This window comes from Clostridium sp. AF27-5AA, assembly GCF_003478415.1.
Lineage (GTDB): Bacteria > Bacillota > Clostridia > Lachnospirales > Lachnospiraceae > Otoolea > Otoolea fessa.
In genome coordinates, this window is sequence record NZ_QUFH01000007.1 from 23,209 (window position 1) to 40,716 (window position 17,508).

General features: G+C 49.3%; 15 protein-coding genes. 3 read left to right on the forward strand and 12 right to left on the reverse strand.

All coding sequences use genetic code 11. The features are described from left to right. Nucleotides 1-41 precede the first annotated feature (41 nt). From DWY89_RS08505 to DWY89_RS08515, 3 genes are all read right to left on the reverse strand, one after another. A complete protein-coding gene (locus DWY89_RS08505) occupies nt 42-335 on the reverse strand; it encodes a hypothetical protein (protein WP_107000077.1) in 294 nt (97 codons plus the stop codon). Between the two features lie 329 nt (nt 336-664). Next, complete coding sequence (locus DWY89_RS08510) at nt 665-1,462, reverse strand: TIGR03915 family putative DNA repair protein (protein ID WP_118524164.1); 798 nt, start codon at nt 1,460-1,462, stop codon at nt 665-667. 20 nt (nt 1,463-1,482) lie between these two features. Further along, nucleotides 1,483-3,105, reverse strand: coding sequence for a putative DNA modification/repair radical SAM protein (locus DWY89_RS08515; protein ID WP_118524585.1), 1,623 nt, complete (start codon nt 3,103-3,105; stop codon nt 1,483-1,485). Nucleotides 3,106-3,393: 288 nt separating this feature from the next. On the opposite strand from DWY89_RS08515, the gene galE reads away from it, so the two are divergent. Continuing rightward, a complete protein-coding gene (galE, locus tag DWY89_RS08520; RefSeq protein ID WP_117795725.1) occupies nt 3,394-4,419 on the forward strand; it encodes a UDP-glucose 4-epimerase GalE in 1,026 nt (341 codons plus the stop codon). A 199-nt stretch (nt 4,420-4,618) separates the two neighbouring features. Here the strand turns inward: galE and sigK are convergent, their stop codons facing one another. Then, a complete protein-coding gene (gene sigK, locus DWY89_RS08525) occupies nt 4,619-5,248 on the reverse strand; it encodes an RNA polymerase sporulation sigma factor SigK (RefSeq protein WP_022358454.1) in 630 nt (209 codons plus the stop codon). A 133-nt stretch (nt 5,249-5,381) separates the two neighbouring features. Beyond that, nucleotides 5,382-6,719 (reverse strand): MATE family efflux transporter, encoded by a 1,338-nt coding sequence (locus DWY89_RS08530; protein ID WP_118524162.1) that lies wholly within the window; start codon nt 6,717-6,719, stop codon nt 5,382-5,384. A 476-nt stretch (nt 6,720-7,195) separates the two neighbouring features. Here DWY89_RS08530 and nhaC point away from each other — a divergent pair, with 476 nt between their 5' ends. Next, nucleotides 7,196-8,584: a Na+/H+ antiporter NhaC gene (gene nhaC, locus DWY89_RS08535; RefSeq protein ID WP_118523484.1), complete on the forward strand. Its 1,389-nt coding sequence runs from the start codon at nt 7,196-7,198 to the stop codon at nt 8,582-8,584. A 155-nt stretch (nt 8,585-8,739) separates the two neighbouring features. Continuing rightward, nucleotides 8,740-9,618 (forward strand): MBL fold metallo-hydrolase, encoded by an 879-nt coding sequence (locus tag DWY89_RS08540; protein ID WP_022358555.1) that lies wholly within the window; start codon nt 8,740-8,742, stop codon nt 9,616-9,618. A gap of 184 nt (nt 9,619-9,802) precedes the next feature. Here DWY89_RS08540 and DWY89_RS08545 read toward each other — a convergent pair whose 3' ends face one another. From DWY89_RS08545 to argH, 7 genes are all read right to left on the reverse strand, one after another. After that, nucleotides 9,803-10,222 carry a C-GCAxxG-C-C family protein gene (locus DWY89_RS08545; protein WP_107000101.1) on the reverse strand — a complete coding sequence of 140 codons (420 nt, stop codon included), beginning with the start codon at nt 10,220-10,222 and terminating at the stop codon, nt 9,803-9,805. A 347-nt stretch (nt 10,223-10,569) separates the two neighbouring features. Then, nucleotides 10,570-11,472 (reverse strand): ornithine carbamoyltransferase, encoded by a 903-nt coding sequence (gene argF, locus DWY89_RS08550; RefSeq protein WP_022358782.1) that lies wholly within the window; start codon nt 11,470-11,472, stop codon nt 10,570-10,572. Between the two features lie 2 nt (nt 11,473-11,474). Continuing rightward, complete coding sequence (locus tag DWY89_RS08555; RefSeq protein ID WP_118523483.1) at nt 11,475-12,653, reverse strand: aspartate aminotransferase family protein; 1,179 nt, start codon at nt 12,651-12,653, stop codon at nt 11,475-11,477. Nucleotides 12,654-12,684: 31 nt separating this feature from the next. Next, nucleotides 12,685-13,533 (reverse strand): acetylglutamate kinase, encoded by an 849-nt coding sequence (gene argB, locus DWY89_RS08560; RefSeq protein WP_233430166.1) that lies wholly within the window; start codon nt 13,531-13,533, stop codon nt 12,685-12,687. A gap of 17 nt (nt 13,534-13,550) precedes the next feature. Further along, nucleotides 13,551-14,759, reverse strand: a complete 1,209-nt coding sequence (argJ, locus tag DWY89_RS08565) for a bifunctional ornithine acetyltransferase/N-acetylglutamate synthase (protein ID WP_107000104.1) — start codon at nt 14,757-14,759, stop codon at nt 13,551-13,553. Between the two features lie 249 nt (nt 14,760-15,008). Then, nucleotides 15,009-15,947 carry an N-acetyl-gamma-glutamyl-phosphate reductase gene (gene argC, locus DWY89_RS08570; protein ID WP_118472017.1) on the reverse strand — a complete coding sequence of 313 codons (939 nt, stop codon included), beginning with the start codon at nt 15,945-15,947 and terminating at the stop codon, nt 15,009-15,011. A 104-nt stretch (nt 15,948-16,051) separates the two neighbouring features. Then, complete coding sequence (gene argH, locus DWY89_RS08575) at nt 16,052-17,440, reverse strand: argininosuccinate lyase (RefSeq protein WP_107000435.1); 1,389 nt, start codon at nt 17,438-17,440, stop codon at nt 16,052-16,054. Between the last annotated feature and the right edge of the window lie 68 nt (nt 17,441-17,508).

The window sequence follows — 17,508 nt, forward strand, 5'->3', positions numbered from 1 at the left end:
TTATATCCGAATAGAAACAAACTTCTACAATCAAAGATTGATTACTGAGCCTGTGTCTCCTCAGCTGCCTCAGTCTCTTCTGCTTCAGCCTCAGTCTCCTCAGCTGCCTCAGTCTCTTCCTCAGATGCCTCTTCGGTCTCTTCCTCGGAAACTTCCTCAGTCTCTTCTGTTTCAGCCTCGGTCTCCTCAGCTGCCTCAGTCTCTTCTGCCTCTACAGTCTCCTCTGCTGCTGCAGTTGTCTCCTCTGCTTTGCTGCCGCAAGCGGTCAGAGCAGATGCTGCTACCATTGCACTCATAACTAAGATTGCTGCTGTTTTTGTAAGATTCTTTCTCATAATTATTCTCTCCTCTTTAAAACATACGATTTATGTTTTCTTGTACCTCATCGGTACGTGACCTATAATAAAAACAAATTATGTCCAAAATATGAACAGATAATTAACATTCACTAAATAAATCCCGTATTTCTTACAAAAATCGAAAGTTTTCGTAAGAAAAATCCTTGTTTCTGTTGACTTTACATTGTTTTTTAAGGTCTTTAAATCTTAATATATATGTAGCAGTTTTCTCGTTTCAATGCTGTTTTTTCCCGATTTCCGGCTTATTTTTATTCTTTTTTCGTTTCTTTATGAACAAGGTTCTCGATTTTGTGTTTACGATTTGTTCACAATTTAGCCAAATTTGAACGGTTGGAACCGAACTGAAATTCCGTCATATATTTCCGGTAGCGAAGCGGCAGGTGCATCCGCTGACAGGCTGGATTTTCCCGCTCCTTAATTCCTATCTGATGAAAAAATGCACTCCAGAGCGCCGCATATTCGCTCTGATCGGTTCTCCCGGAAAGCGCCCGCAGGGGTTCTGTCTCAGCCCCACGCATCATATACCACCGCCCCTTTCCTGTCCAGACTCCCGCTTCCTGGTGATTTTTATCATAGATAATAAATGGTTCCGAGGGCAGGCGATCTGTAAAATACGGCATCAGCAATGCCGTCACCCGGTTTTTCGGACCAATCTCAGAAAATAGTACCTGATCGGAATATTCTGCAAACCGCAAAAATTCTGTCTGCAAATGCGCTTCATTGGCAACCGCGCGGTTGATCTGAAAGACTGTCTGCACCGCCGGTATCTGTAAATTTTCCGTGATACGCCTCCCTGCTGCCCCTGCGCTAAACCCACAGACCAGAAAGCGGTAGACCGCCTCTGCCCGATCCTCCCGCTCACTCAGCGCCGTGCGGTAAATCCAGCTGTACGCCAGTTCTGACAGGGATCGGCGCACCGAGCGCACGACTTTCTGTGCCTTGAGCCGATCCACCGCTACCTCTCGATACTCCGAAAACAGGCTGTAATTATATTCGCCCTGTACTTCCAGCCGCACGTTCTCATGCCCTAAGCGGCTGTTCCAGGCATCATATACTCCTGTGAATATACCTTCCGGACTGTCTTCGCATACAAATACAACCATTGTTCTCTCCTCCGTCTGCTTCATGCCTGCGCCATGTGAAAATCATCAAACAGCGACATCTGGCGGTACAGCCCGCTCTGTGACAGCTGCCACTGCTTCCGCTTCTCTTCACTGATTAGCTGTGCCGCGATCGCATCCTCATGGATCTGCACCGGGTACATCATCCGCCCTGAACAGGTAATGAAGTATACTGCCCGCTTCAGCACAACTCCCATCTTCTTCAAATCTTCAAACCGAAGCGCCGCCTGTTTTCTCGCTGCGACAATCCGCATCGCAGACTTTACCCCGATGCCCGGAACCCGCAGAAGTGTCTCATACGGTGCCCGGTTTATCTCCACCGGAAACTCACCCAGATTCTGCAGCGCCCAGTCGCACTTCGGATCCAGAAACACATTAAAATTAGGGTGCTTTTCACTCAGAAGTTCCGATGCCCGGAAGCCATAGTAGCGCATCAGCCAGTCCGCCTGGTACAGACGGTGTTCCCGCAGAAGCGGCGGTCCGTCCGGAAGATCCGGAAGCAGGCTGTCCTCATTCACCTTGATAAACGCCGAATAAAAGACCCTCTTTAATCCAAAATTCCGATACAGCGCTTCCGCGACCGCAACCATCTGATAATCACTCTCCGGAGTCGCCCCGACAATGAGCTGTGTGCTCTGACCGCCGGGGACGAAATAATTCTTGCGGTTTGAGATATTTCCCAGTCCGAAACTGCCATAGATCGATCGTCCTGGGATGACACGGGGGATCTCCGGTGTATGTGTCCTTCCAACCCTTTCATCCATTTCCCCCGGCTCTTTCGACCTCATAAATCCTTTTACCTTGTCTCCATTCCGCCCCCAATCCATCTTTGTCTCTGTCTGATTCGGACTCAGAATTCCCTTGTCAGCCTGCAGACATTCCCTTTCCCCTTTTCCTATCGCTTTACCACCAATTCCATTTCTCCCGTCTCCCGGAATCTGAATTTCTCCGCGCTCTTTCTGCGGAAGCCATGCCCCTCTGCTCTCCAGACGCCCTTCCTGCTCCAGCTGTCTCGCGATCCCAGTCTGGATCTGGCGCATCGGGCGCAGTATCTTGTCCCGCGTCTTTCCCGGTGCCAGGCGCGCCAGACCATCAGCCGTCGGAAGCTCCAGATTCACACTCATCCGGTCCGCCAGAAAGCCCACTCTCTCAATCAGCTCCGGATCTGCCCCCGGAATTGCTTTCACATGGATGTAACCGTTAAATCGATGGACGCGCCGAAGGCGGTACAAGGTCTGATACAGCAGTTCCATCGTGTGATCCGGTGTCTCCAGCACACCGGAACTTAAAAACAATCCTTCTATATAGTTGCGCCGGTAAAATTCCATCGTCAGACGGCAGACCTCCTCCGGCGTAAAGGAGGTACGGACCGTGTCATTGCTCCGACGGTTGACACAGTAATGACAGTCATAGATGCACTGGTTCGTAAATAAAATTTTCAGCAGGGAGATACAGCGCCCATCCGAGGCAAAACTGTGGCAGATGCCGTCCACCCGGCTGTTTCCAAGAAAGCCTTCCTTTCCCTTTCTACCCACGCCGCTGGATGTGCAGGCGGCGTCATACTTCGCCGCATCCGATAAAATTCTTAACTTTTCTTCGATTGAAAGATTTTCCTGTATCAGCATGAGGTTCTGCCTCCTCCCGTTTCTCGAACATCCGTTCTGTATTTATCATATCACACCCTCTTTTTAAATGCAAGCTGTTTTTCGAACGCACATTCTATCATCACGCACACTGTATCCGAGTCTTTCCAATTCTACGCAAAGCGTTGTTAAACTTCCTCTTAAAATATAATTTCGATAACACATGACAATATTTCCGATTGTTTTCCTCGCAAGCCGCGTTTATAATAAAGAAAGATTGAAGGTATAAAATGAATTATTCTTATAGGTAGGATGAAGGAGGAGTTTACAATGGCTATTTTAGTTACTGGAGGCGCCGGTTACATCGGCAGTCATACCTGCATCGAACTTTTAAACGCCGGATATGAGGTCGTTGTCATGGACAACCTTTACAATGCCAGTGAGGAAGCGCTGCGCCGCGTGGAGAAAATCACCGGCAAGCATGTAACCTTTTACAAGGCAGATATGCTGGATCGCGAGGCAGTCAATGAGATTTTTGAGAAAGAATCCATCGATTCGGTCATTCATTTTGCAGGCTTAAAGGCAGTCGGAGAATCCGTTGCGAAGCCACTGGAATATTACCACAACAATATCACCGGAACCCTGATTCTCTGCGACGTAATGCGCAATCATGGCGTCAAGAAAATCATTTTCAGTTCCTCCGCTACCGTATACGGAGATCCGGCATTCGTCCCGATCACCGAAGAATGCCCGAAAGGCAAAATCACAAACCCTTACGGTCAGACAAAGGGAATGCTTGAGCAGATTTTAACTGACCTGCACGTGGCAGATCCGGAATGGAATGTCGTTCTGCTCCGCTACTTCAACCCAATCGGTGCACACAAGAGCGGTCTGATCGGCGAGGATCCGAAGGGAATCCCGAACAACCTGGTTCCTTATATCGCACAGGTTGCTGTCGGCAAGCTGAAATGCCTCGGTGTCTTCGGCAATGACTACCCGACTCCGGACGGAACCGGTGTGCGCGATTACATCCACGTAGTTGACCTTGCAGTCGGTCATGTAAAAGCACTCCAAAAATTTAACGATAAGCCAGACGTATATATCTACAACCTCGGCACCGGCAAAGGCTACAGCGTACTCGATGTTGTCAAGGCTTACGAAAAAGCCTGCGGCAAAACAATTCCTTATGAAATCAAGCCACGCCGCGCCGGCGATATCGCAACCTGCTACTCCGATGCTACCAAAGCGAAAAATGAACTCGGCTGGGAAGCTCAGTACGGCATTGAGGAGATGTGCGCTGACTCCTGGAAATGGCAGTCGATGAACCCGAACGGATATCGGGACGCTGAGGACTAAGAGATGAAAAAGAATGTGCTTGGCACATTCTCGCGCCGAGCGCGGTCGCTTGCGACATGTTTCTGCTTCGCGCGAGTGCGCATCATTGGCACGTTAGTGCCTTTTTGTGTAATAGGGAATTCCAGAAAATTTCCTATTACATGACAAAAGCGGCTGACAGATGTCCATCCTAACATCTGCCAGCCGCTTTTTCTGTTCTTTATTTGTGTTCCGCAAATCCCCGCCGCATTTTTTCCAGCGCCCGCTTCTCGATCCGGCTTACATAAGAACGCGAAATCCCAAGTCTGGCGGCAATCTCCCGCTGCGTCTGTTCCTTTCCGCCAAACAGCCCGTACCGGCTGCGTAAGACGATTTTCTCTGTTTCTTTTAAACACGCTTCATAGGCGCGGTAAAGCTGTTCAATTTCCTGCTTTAAAATAATGGTTTCCAGAACTTCTTTTCCTTCTGCCTCCAGCACATCCATCCGGCTGACGGTTTCTCCGTCTTTATCTACCCCGATCGGGTCATATAACGAGATATCCTTTGCATATTTTTTACCAGCACGGAAGGTCATCAGAATCTCATTCTCGATACATTTCGCCGCATATGTCGCCAACCGCGATCCCCGCTCCGGATGAAACGTATTGACCGCTTTAATGAGCCCGATGGTGCCAATCGACAGGAGATCTTCCATTTCATAATCTGTACCCTGATATTTTCTGGTCACATGCGCCACCAGCCGTAAATTTCGCTCTATCAGAGTATTGCGTGCCTCATGGTCTCCCTCTTTCATGCGTTCCAGACAGGACCGTTCCTCTCCAGGTGTCAAAGGCTTTGGAAATGTATGCAAAGAAAAAGCCACCCTGAAGCTTACTTACTGATAGTTTATGCTTCGGTGGCTTTTCCAGTGCACCACTTGCTTTTCCGATTTTAGAAAGGGCGCTAAAAATCATACCATCCAGCCGGTTATAAATCCGCTGCATCTAAAAATATTGATACCTCCTTCTCTTCGCCGCCAAAAAGATAACTGACACCGTCACGGACATACATTCCGCCACGATAATTGCGCCCCAGATTCCGTTCAGGCCCAGGAGCAGTGGCAGAATGATAACCGATGCACTTTCAAACACAAGAGTACGCAAAAAAGCTATCAGCGCCGAGGTCAGTCCATCTCCCAGCGCCGTAAAAAAGGCGGAACTGAAAATGGAGAAACCGCAGAATAAGAACGAAACCGCATAAATGGAATACGCATGTACCGTCATGTCCAGAAGCCCGGCATCATATCCTACGAAAATAGCTGCCAACGGTGCCGCCATCACCTCGGACAGCAGCAGCATGCTCAGAGACGCTGCCGCGATCAGAACCACACTGCGCTTTAGCAGGTTATTTAACTCCTTTTTATTTCCTGCGCCGTAGTGATAGCTGATAACCGGAGCTACGCCGGTCGCATAACCGATGAAAATCGCAAGGAAAATAAAGTCCACATACATGATGGTTCCGTAAGCTGCGACTCCGTTTTCTCCCGCGTAGCGCATCAGCTGCGCGTTATACAGCATGCCGACAATGGACATGGAAATACTGCTCATCAATTCCGATACACCGTTGGTGCAGGCACGTCTGAGCGCTCCTCCATCCCACTTTGGTCTGCGAAGGCGGAGGCTGCTGCTGTTCTTCCGCAGGAAATAAACCAGCGGTATCGTTCCGCCTATGATCTGTCCCATCGCAGTCGCCATCGCCGCTCCGGCAATTCCCCAATGGAACACCCCCATGAACAGAACATCTCCCGTCATATTGAGCACACCCGAAATGATCGTTACAATCAGCCCCAGCTTCGGCTTCTCCGCCGTCACGGAAAGGCTGCCAAACGCATACTGCAGCATTAAAAACGGAAGCGCCACCAGAATGATCCGTCCATACCGGATGCAGTCCGCCAGCATCCCTCCCTTCGCGCCAAGAAAGGCAGCGATCTGCGGTAAAAACAGAATACTGATAACCGCAATTACCAGACCAGAAACAACGGTCGCAGCGATCAGAAGGGAAAAAATCTCCTGGGCCTTCTCACGCCTGCCCTCGCCCATAATCCGGGCAATCAGGGCACTTCCACCCGTGCCGAACATAAATCCCATGGCACCTACGACCATCAGAAACGGCATAATGAAATTGACCGCCGCAAACGGCGTTTTTCCTACAAAATTCGATACAAAATATCCATCTACCACTCCGTAAATGGAGGTAAAAATCATCATTAAAATAGATGGAATTGTAAACCGGATCAACCTCCCAAAACCGAAATGATCTGATAACTGAATCCTCTGTTCCATAACATTCTCCTGTCAAATTTTTAAGTAATTCTGCCATTATATCACGATTCGCATCTTCGATGCTTACCGCTGCTGACGCAGCTATCGTGATCGCCATTCGCCGTTCGCCATAAATCTGCAAGCAGCTTTCTGGCTCACTTGCGCTCATTATATCATAATTCTTCACATCACGGAACATCACCTGCACCTCTTCTCCGTTACTGTTCACGCATACGTGCCCAGTAACGGAATTTGCCGTGGCTTCGCAGTTAAATACGGCAAATTCCTGCTGCCACCACGTTTTCTTACGGCACTTTCGGTTCCAAAAGTGCCTACCCGTGAATACTCCCCCCTTGAGCCAAATAAATATTATTCCTACGGTTGATTTTTTCGGAATTATTCTGTATAATGAAAATAAATTTACAATTTAACGCGTTAAACCTCAACGCATTAAATTCAAAAAAAGCACGACTTTCACATTAGGGAGGAACTATGTTATGAGCGAAGACAAAAAATTAAACATGCCTCAGTCGCTTCTGCTTCTGCTCCTAATCATCGGAGCGGTTGCAGTCTGCATCCGGCTGAAAACGGGCGGACCGATGATTGGACTATTTATGAGCTGGATCATCATCTATCTGTTTTGTAAGGTATTACGCATAAATTATGAGCATGTTGTAAACGGCGCTTACGACGCGATCCGGGTTGTCGTTCCTACCCTGTGCCTGCTCATGGCAATCGGCGTCATGATCGGTACCTGGCTGCAAAGCGGCACGATTGCAACCATCATTGTCGGCGGTTTAAAACTGATCAACCCGACCTGGCTGCTGCCTCTGACCTTGATTTTCTGTGCCGTATTAAGCCTTGTGACCGGAACCTCCTACGGTTCCGTCGGCAGTGCCGGTGTTGCCATGATGGCAATCGGCAACGCGATGGGCATCCATCCTGGCATGGTGGCAGGTGCTGTCATCTGCGGCGCGATGTTCGGTGACAAATTAAGCCCGCTTTCCGACACAACCAACCTGGCTCCAGCGGTTGCTGGCTCTAAATTAAACGACCACGTGCGTTCCATGCTCTGGACCACGCTTCCGACCTTTGTCATCAGCCTGGTTCTCTTTGTAATTCTTGGCATCAGCCAGACTTCAGGGAACTATGAAACTGGAAATCTTCTGACATACATCGATGCCCTGCAAGGTGAGTTTAAACTTGGCTTCATCACTCTGCTGCCAGCCATCGCAATCATTATTCTGCTTTTATGCAAAGTAAACGCGGTTGTCTCCCTTGGTCTTTCCGCCATCTGCGCCGGAGCTGTCTCTTTCTTCTATCAGGGCGCAACTCTGCAGAGTATCATCCGTGTTGCTTACAACGGATACAGTACCAGCATTGAGGAAGGTATTTTACAGACCATCTTAAACCGCGGCGGTATGAGCAGCATGCTTCAGTATGTGGCAATCATCTGCTTTGCAGTTGGTATGGGCGGTATGCTGGATCGCCTCGGCGTTCTCGGCAATCTCTTAAACGCCATCGTAAATCACATCAACAGCGATGGCAGCCTGATTGCAGCAAGCCTTTTAGTCGGCTATGTAACCAGCTTAATCAGCTGTTCCCAGCCGATGTCCCACGTCCTGACTGGAAATATGATGAAACCGCTGTTCAAATCCAGAAAAATCGCACCAGAAATCCTTTCTCGTACCCTTGAGGACGCAGGTACTTTATCCGGTCCGATGATTCCGTGGCACGGTTACTGTGTATACATGTCTGGAACCCTCGGCGTTGCCTGGTCAGTATTCTTCCCATACCTGTTCTTACTGTACTTAACACCTTTGTTCAGTATTTTCTATGGATTTACGGGAATCTCCATCCGGCATACAGACGGCGCTCAAAATTAAACCTTTCTCTTGATGAAAACAAAAGGATCGAAACATATATGCAGCCTTTGACACAGTGTTTACCTGTGCAAAGGCTGAACACATCTAATTTGCCCGAACTTTTTTCATGATTTCGCGCAAAATATATTACATATGAATTTAGGAGATGAATATTTATGATGGAAACAAAGCTTGTACTTCTCGGAACCGGTACCCCGAACGCCTGCCCGAATGCCAGCGGTCCTTCTTCTGCAGTTGTCGTAGGCGACCGCGCTTATCTTGTAGATTTTGGTCCTGGCGTTGTCCGTCAGGCGGCGAAAGCATACCAACAGGGAATTGATGCCCTGCGCCCGGACCGGCTGATGATCGCATTCTGCACACATCTGCACACCGACCACACGGCCGGCTATCCGGATCTCATTTTTACCCCGTGGGTGCTGGAACGCCCGAAGCCGCTGAAAGTATTCGGTCCAAAAGGCATCCAGAACATGACCGAACATATTTTAAAAGCATATGAGACGGACATCGACTTCCGTATCCACGGCTTTGAAAAAGCCAACGAAAATGGCTACAAAGTCGAAACTACCGATATCCAGCCTGGTATCATTTATCAGGATGACCGCGTGACGGTTGAGGCATTTCCAGTCAGCCACGGTACGCTTGAAAGCTACGGATTTAAGTTTACAACACCGGATAAGGTGATCGTGATCAGCGGTGACACGGCTCCGCTTGAGATCGTGGCGCAGAAAGCGGAAGGCTGCGATATTCTCCTCCATGAGGTCGAGTACACCGCCGGACTCTCCGCCAGAGAGCCAAAATGGCAGAAATACCACCAGGAAGTTCACACTCTCAGCGTTGATCTGGCAAAGATTGCCGCCAAAGCGCACCCGCGGCTTCTGGTTACCTACCACCGTATCTATCACATGGAAATCCAGGACAACACCCGCGATGTCGAGGCTGAGATGGCGCGCAGAAACACCGCCATTTTGCAGGAAATCCGTGATGCCGGATATGAAGGTGCCGTTGTAAATGGACAGGATTTAGATGTATTCTAAGAAAAATTTAAGGGGATGCGCATTAAGTCAGTCGCTGCCACCCCTGTTCTCAGATCTTCAAGCCTTATATATAAAAAGCAGATATTCTCACACAATGGAGAATATCTGCCATCCAGTCTGACTCATTCTACGGTACGGAAAACATAGACCTGAAGTTTCAAGCGTGCCAATTTGTGAGGATGTATTAGAACAATACTTCTCCGATAATCTCCACCGCATCGCTGATGCAGTCCGGACAGGCACGCAGCACATTTCCTGTTTCTACACCCTTCAAATCCCTACAGACCACGCTCTGGTTCTTCTCAAGGAAACGCGCGATGCACTCTCTGGCATCCTTATAAGAAACCGCCTTCGAATTCGCCAGCTCCAGATCCCCGGTACTATCCTTCAGCCCCGCCAGCACAGCCGCCGCCGAAATGGCCCCGCAGGTACCATTCATGCCGCCCATGCCAAGACCAAGCCCCTCCGTCACCTTAAACAACGCCACCTTGTCCAAATCCACCTTATCCGCAAACGCACACGCCACCGACTGGGCACAATTATACCCCATTGCATGAAACTGAGCCGCCTGCTGCTGACGCGCTGAAATCTCTTCTTTCGTCATACTGATACCTCCTAAAATTTTCTTAATCTGCTAAATTTTTTATATTATACTATTTATGCCAATTATAACATACATTTCCACTTTTTAAACACCCCAAAAAGCATACAACATACAGCGCCAGAAGCCAAATGCCCTCCGTTGCATTTGCAGGAGTCTTGGTAACTCTTGGCTCGCAGAGATTTGTGTTAGAGTTCAAAATACACCTGTCTGAGCGAAGCGAGTTTGTATTTTGGACTCTGCTTTTAACAAATCTATGCAAGCCTAGTGTTACCGGCTCCGAAACCGCAACGGAGGGCATTTGGCTTCTGGCGCGTCACCTTGCCATTTTTATGCATTTCTATATATTTCTATTTCATCAGCGTAACCATAACCGCCTTCTGGGCATGCAACCGGTTTTCCGCCTCTTCAAAGATCTCAGACGCATGTTCTTCAAAGATCTTCTCGGTAATCTCCTGTCCACGGTAAGCCGGCAGACAGTGCATTACCATCGCCCCCGGTTTAGCCGCAGCCATCAGTTCATCATTGATCTGATATCCCTGGAATGCCTGCTGGCGGATCTTCTTCTCTTCTTCCTGACCCATGGAAGTCCATGTATCTGTGATGACAACGTCTGCATTTTCCACTGCCTTGATCGGATCATTTACCAGTGTAAATGCGTCATTGCCAGCTGCGAAATCCAGCACTTCTTTCGCCGGACGGTAATTATCCGGAGTTGCGATAGATACCTGCATATCCGATTTCAGACCGCCTACGATCAGGGAGTTCGCCATGTTGTTGCCGTCGCCGATGTAACACATCTTGAGTCCTTTCAGTACGCCGTATTTCTCACGGATCGTCATCAGGTCAGCCAGCACCTGGCACGGATGGCAGAAATCGGTCAGACCGTTGATGATCGGGATAGAACCGTATTTTGCCAGATCCTCCACCTCTTTCTGCTCGTAGGTACGGATCATGATGCCGTCCAGATAACGGGACAGTACGCGTGCGGTATCCTGTACCGGCTCACCGCGTCCGATCTGTAAGTCTCGGGAGGAAAGGAACAGTGCCTGTCCGCCGAGCTGGAACATACCTGTCTCAAAGGAAACTCTGGTACGGGTGGATGACTTCTGGAAAATCAGACCGATGGATTTGCCCTCCAGAAGACGATGTGAAATGTGATGTTTACGCTCATATTTTAACTGATCTGCCAGATCCAGAATCGAGGTAATCTCCTCCGGTGTGCAGTCCAACAGCTTTAATAAATGCTTCATTTCTAAAATACCTCCCTCATAGCAGCGATTGCCTCGTCCATCTCCTCTTTCGTGATAACAAGCGGCGGAAGCAGACGGATCGCCTCTGTACCGGCTGTCAGGACCAGGACGCCTTTCTCCATCAGCTGACTGACCATCGCAGCTCTCTCGTCTTTGTCCACTACGATGCCTAACATCAGTCCCATGCCGCGAACGGTTTTTACCTTCGGAGAACCGATCGCTAAAATCCCCTTTTTCAAGTACTCGCCCTTTTCCTGAACCGATTTCAGGAATTCCGGCTTATTTACGATATCTAATACGGTATTGGCAGCCGCACAGCAGAGCGGATTGCCGCCGAAGGTTGTACCGTGCGTACCGGCGCCCAGTACATCCTGGCATTTCTTATCCGCCATGACAGCACCGATCGGAACACCGCCGCCGAGTCCCTTGGCCATACTGATGATGTTCGGCTGAACGCCGTACTGCTCATAGCAGAACAGGCTTCCGGTACGTCCGATGCCCGTCTGAACCTCGTCAATCAGAAGCAGGATGTCCTTCTCCTTGCAGAGCTCGGCAGTTGCCTGTACAAATTCCTTATCAAGCGGAAGGACGCCGCCCTCGCCCTGAATCATCTCCATCATGACAGCGCAGGTCGTATCATCAATCTTGCGCTTCATGTCTTCGATATCATTGGCTGCCGCATAATCAAATCCTTCCGTAAATGGGAAGAAATACTGATGGAACTTGTCCTGTCCGGTTGCCTTTAATGTCGTCACGGTACGTCCGTGGAAAGACTGTTTCAGCGTGATAATCTTATTTCTTCCCTCGCCGTATTTGTCAAAGGAATACTTTCTTGCCAGTTTGATCATGCCCTCGTTGGCTTCCGCACCGGAGTTTGCAAAAAAGATTTTTCCCATTCCGGCTGCATCGACCAACTTCTTTGCTGCCTGCACCATAGGCTCGGTGTAATACAGGTTACAGGCGTGCATCAGCTTATGTGCCTGCTCCGATACCGCAGTCGTCAGCGCCTCGTTGTCATGGCCAAGACTGTTGACACCGATGCCGGAGGTCAGATCAATGTATTTCTTTCCCTCCGTATCCCACAGCGTCGCGCCTTTTCCGTGATCCAGCGCAATCGGGAAACGTCCGTATGTGTGCATAATATAAGTTTCTTCGCCCTGTTTGATTTCTTCAAATGTCATAAAAATCCTCCATGCATCTTTCAAACTTTGTTTACGAGAACATGGTTCCTACACCGTCATCGCTCAAAAGCTCGACCAGAATCGAGTGCGGCACACGACCATCCTGGATATTGGCACGTTCTACACCCTGGCGCACTGCCTCAACGCAGCAATCTACCTTCGGAATCATGCCGCCGGAGATCACGCCCTCTTTGATGAGTGCCGGAACCTCGGAAACTTTCAGTCTCGGAATCAATGTCGAATCGTCTTTCGGATCGCGCATCAGACCGCATACATCCGTCAGAAGAATCAGTTTTTTTGCTTTCAGTGCCACCGCCAGCTTCTCCGCTGCCGTATCTGCATTGATGTTATAGTTTGTCTCCTCGTCCATGCCTGCTGCCACGGAGGAAACAACCGGGATAAAGCCCTCATTTAAAACATCGAGAACGACTTTCTCATTGACTTCTTTAATATCTCCCACATAGCCGTATTCCGTTCCATCCGGATCGACTAACTGGATCGCCTTGAAGAGTCCGCCGTCCATGCCGCCCAGACCAACGGCATGTCCGCCTGCTTTCTCAAACAGGGAAACAAGGTTTTTGTTAACCTTGCCGCAGAGAATCATCTGGACAATATCCATCGTCTCGCGGTCTGTGTAGCGCAGACCTTTGACAAATTTAGACTCTTTTCCGGTTTTTTTGAGCATCTCCGAAATCTCCGGACCGCCGCCGTGTACCAGCACGACCTTGATTCCTACCAGATTTAAAAGGACGATATCCTCGATCACCGCCTGCTTTAAATCTTCATTAATCATGGCGTTTCCGCCGTATTTTACAACGATAATTTTACCTGCATATTCCTGAATATAAGGCAGTGCCTCTACCAGGACTTCTGCGCTCATTTTTGATCCTGTTTTCATCACGTCCGATAATCTCCATTAATCTTCACATAATCATAGGTCAAATCGCATCCCCAGCAGGTAGCGCTTCCGCTGCCTTCCTGAAGCGTTACATTGATCTCCACTTCATCCTGGCTTAAGATTTTCTTTGCCAGATCTTCATCAAAATCAAGTCCTCTGCCGTCCTCACAGACCGCAATGCTGCCCTCTTTGGAAGCAAACTCGACTAACACTTTCTCCGTGTTAAACTCAGCTCCGGAATAGCCCATCGCGCAGAGAACGCGTCCCCAGTTCGCATCGGAACCGAACATTGCTGCTTTGGTCAGGGAAGAACCGGCGATGGATTTTGCCAGTACCTCGGCTGTCTCCTCGTCCTTCGCTCCCTTCACGGTACAGGTCATCAGCTTGCTTGCGCCCTCGCCGTCTGCCGCAATCTTACGAGCCAGATCCTGCATAACCGTCTGCAATGCCTCGCGGAATGCCTCGTATGCCGGATCTTCTGCAGTAATCTCCGCATTGCCAGCCATACCATTTGCCAGAACGGTACACATATCGTTGGTGGAAGTATCGCCGTCAACAGTCACACGGTTGAAGGTACGTTTTACATTGAATAACAGCGCCTTGCGGATCATCTCGCTGCTGACTGCACAATCGGTTGTGATGAAGCACAGCATCGTTCCCATATTCGGGTGAATCATGCCGGAACCCTTACAGATACCGCCGATGTGGCAGGTTGTTCCATCTACATCAAATTCAACAGCGATCGTCTTCACTTTTGTATCGGTCGTCATGATCGCTTCTGCAGCTACCAGGGAGTTGTCATATTTCATCTCCATCTCGCCTGCATGAGCCTCGATCGCCTCAACCGGAAGCGTCTGACCGATGACGCCGGTCGATGCTACGATTACATTTTCCTCCGAAACGCCCAGCGCTCGCGCGCCTGCCTTTGCCTGTCTTCTTGCATTCTCCATGCCAAACGGAGCGCACGCGTTCGCATTTCCGGAATTGACAATAACCGCCTGTGCCTTTCCGTCGGCCAGATGTTCCTTTGTCAGTAAAATCGGTGATGCCTTGACGCGGTTGGTCGTATAAACCGCCGATGCGTTGCAGACACAGTCCGAAAGGATCATCGCCAGATCCTTTTTTGTATGAGATTTGCGGATTCCACAGCGCATCGCGCCCGCTTTAAATCCTTTTGCAGCACAAACACCGCCTTCGATTATCTTCATATGACATTCCTCCTGTCATTTTTAATGTACTCTCGGAATCTTTCTGTGCTTGATTTTGTGAGATGTTTTTTTGTCAGTTGTGCCCAAATTTCTGAGGCGTACGCGGTGCGTACGTTGATGAAATTCGGGTGCGGCTGGCGGAAAATCAGCCACAAAAGCAAGTGCAGAAAGACTCCGAGAGTACATTTTTATATAACTTCATGTTTATAGTCCCCCGCAGCTATTTTATGATTTTATCTCTCAACCCCTCTATAGTGCCAGTCCAGTTGTCTCCTCAAATCCGAGCATCAGGTTCATGTTCTGAACGGCTGCGCCTGAAGCACCCTTTCCAAGATTATCAAAGAGCGCCGTCACCATGGTCTGTTCCCCGTGACCATTGACAATCAGCTCCAGACTGTCTCGGCCTGCCATATCTGCCGCCGCGATCATACCGTCATATCCAAACGGATGTACCTTAATGAGCTTCTGTCCGTCATACCAGCCAGCCAGCTTCTCGTAGATATCTTCCGCGGTCGGCTTCCCCGGAAGCAGACGGTTCTGAAGCTGAATCGTGACGGCCATTCCTTTATAGTAATCATCCACGATCGGACTGAATACCGGCGGGAAGTCCAGTCCGCAGATTTTCTGCATTTCCGGCAGATGTTTATGTTTCAGAGTCAGGCCATAGATACGGGGTGCAAAATAACTCTGCGGCTTCTCTGGGGATTCATACTCGGCAATCATCTTTTTGCCGCCGCCCGAATAGCCAGTCAGCGAAAATACCGTCATCGGATAATCCTTCGGAATCACGCCCTGTGCAACCAGCGGATACGTTGAAGTGATAAATCCGGTCGCATGACAGCCTGGATTCGCTACGCGGTTCGATTTCTGAATTGCCTCGCGATGTGCATTCGAAAGCTCTGCCATACCATACGTCCATCCGGCTGCCGTCCGGTGTGCGGTAGAGGCATCGATGATACGTGCCTTGGAACCTTCTGCCAGCGCAACCGCATCGATCGCCGCCATATCCGGCAGACACAAGAATACAATATCTGCTGCGTGAATCAGTTTCCGCCGTTCTTCACTGTCTTTCCGCTTTTCTTCATCAATCAGAAGCAGTTCGATATCCTCTCTCCCGGCCAGACGATCATAAATCTGCAGTCCGGTTGTTCCTTCTTTTCCGTCTATATAAATCTTCGGTTTCGCCATTGTTCGTCCCCCGTTTCCTATCCGTCTTTCTTATGTCACATTTCCAACGCCCGTCATTGCTTACGCAGCCATCACCATCCGCATCCGGCGCTGACCAGAATGCACTAAACCGTTTCGTGCTCGCTCACAAACTTCTCAATCACCAAAATCTGACGGGTTACTTCCTCCGGAGCCGGTCCACCAATCACCTTACGTCCACGTACACAGGTCTTTAAGTCTATCGCTTCATATACGTCATTCTCAAAGGCATCCGAATGCGTCTTGTACTCTTCCAGAGTCAGATCGGCTAAAGACTTGTCCTCACGTACACACTGTGCAACCAGCTGTCCGACTGTCTTGTATGCATCACGGAACGGCATTCCCTTCTTGGTCAGGTAATCTGCACAGTCCGTTGCATTGATAAAGCCCTTCAGAGCGGCTTTCTTCATATTGTCTTTCAGAATCTGCATCGTGGAGAACATCGGTGTCAGCACACGCAGGCACTGTTTTACGGTGTCAATCGCATCAAAGACAGCCTCTTTGTCTTCCTGCATATCTTTGTTGTATGCCAGCGGAATGCCCTTTAACATTGTAAGAAGAGTAAATAAATCGCCGTAGACACGTCCTGTCTTGCCGCGGACCAGCTCGCATACATCCGGATTTTTCTTCTGGGGCATAATGGAAGAACCGGTGGAGAATGCATCATCCAGCTCTACAAACTTGAACTCCCAGGAGCACCAGGAAATAATTTCCTCAGAGAAACGGGACAGATGCATCATCAGGATGGATAAAGCGGCTGTCAGCTCCACGCAGTAATCGCGGTCAGAAACACCATCCAGGGAGTTGTTGGTCACTCTGGCAAAACCAAGCTGCTGGCGTACAAAATCACGGTCAATCGGATATGTGGTGGAAGCCAGTGCGCCTGAGCCGAGCGGCATATCATCCATGCCCTCTAAGCAGTTTTCCAGACGGATCACATCGCGGCGCATCATATTGGCGTATGCCATCATATAATGTCCAAATGTAACCGGCTGTGCCCGCTGCAGGTGCGTATACCCCGGCATAACAGTCTCCAGATTATTTTTCGCGCTCTCACAGAGTGCTTCCATGAAATCGATGATTTCTTTCTTGATTGCCACGATCTCTTTCTTCACGTAAAGACGCATATCCAGTGCAACCTGATCATTTCTGGATCTCGCCGTATGAAGACGTTTTCCGGCATCGCCGATGCGCTCGGTCAGAATCTGCTCTACATTCATATGAATATCCTCATAATCCTGTGAGAAATGAATCTTGCCTGCCTCGATATCCGCTAAGATACCTTTCAGTCCTTCGATAATCTTGTCTGATTCTTCCTTCGCAATGATGCCCTGCTTGCCCAGCATAGCCGCATGGGCCATGGAGCCTGTGATATCTTCCTTATAAAGACGACAGTCAAAGGAAATCGATGAGTTAAAATCATTCACCTCCAGATCCGTCTCTTTTCCGAATCGTCCTGCCCATAACTTTGCCATAAGTGTAAACTCCTTTTTATTCTCTGATTTAGAACCAATGCGACCATTGGAACCGGCAGATACCGGAA

Bases quoted from the DNA above. Each gene is read 5' to 3' on its own strand.
- DWY89_RS08505 (WP_107000077.1), bottom strand. From the start codon at position 335: ATGAGAAAGAATCTTACAAAAACAGCAGCAATCTTAGTTATGAGTGCA.
- DWY89_RS08510 (WP_118524164.1), bottom strand. From the start codon at position 1,462: ATGGTTGTATTTGTATGCGAAGACAGTCCGGAAGGTATATTCACAGGA.
- DWY89_RS08515 (WP_118524585.1), bottom strand. From the start codon at position 3,105: ATGCTGATACAGGAAAATCTTTCAATCGAAGAAAAGTTAAGAATTTTA.
- galE (WP_117795725.1), top strand. From the start codon at position 3,394: ATGGCTATTTTAGTTACTGGAGGCGCCGGTTACATCGGCAGTCATACC.
- DWY89_RS08530 (WP_118524162.1), bottom strand. From the start codon at position 6,719: ATGGAACAGAGGATTCAGTTATCAGATCATTTCGGTTTTGGGAGGTTG.
- nhaC (WP_118523484.1), top strand. From the start codon at position 7,196: ATGAGCGAAGACAAAAAATTAAACATGCCTCAGTCGCTTCTGCTTCTG.
- DWY89_RS08540 (WP_022358555.1), top strand. From the start codon at position 8,740: ATGATGGAAACAAAGCTTGTACTTCTCGGAACCGGTACCCCGAACGCC.
- DWY89_RS08545 (WP_107000101.1), bottom strand. From the start codon at position 10,222: ATGACGAAAGAAGAGATTTCAGCGCGTCAGCAGCAGGCGGCTCAGTTT.
- argF (WP_022358782.1), bottom strand. From the start codon at position 11,472: ATGAAGCATTTATTAAAGCTGTTGGACTGCACACCGGAGGAGATTACC.
- DWY89_RS08555 (WP_118523483.1), bottom strand. From the start codon at position 12,653: ATGACATTTGAAGAAATCAAACAGGGCGAAGAAACTTATATTATGCAC.
- argB (WP_233430166.1), bottom strand. From the start codon at position 13,533: ATGAGCGCAGAAGTCCTGGTAGAGGCACTGCCTTATATTCAGGAATAT.
- argJ (WP_107000104.1), bottom strand. From the start codon at position 14,759: ATGAAGATAATCGAAGGCGGTGTTTGTGCTGCAAAAGGATTTAAAGCG.
- argC (WP_118472017.1), bottom strand. From the start codon at position 15,947: ATGGCGAAACCGAAGATTTATATAGACGGAAAAGAAGGAACAACCGGA.
- argH (WP_107000435.1), bottom strand. From the start codon at position 17,440: ATGGCAAAGTTATGGGCAGGACGATTCGGAAAAGAGACGGATCTGGAG.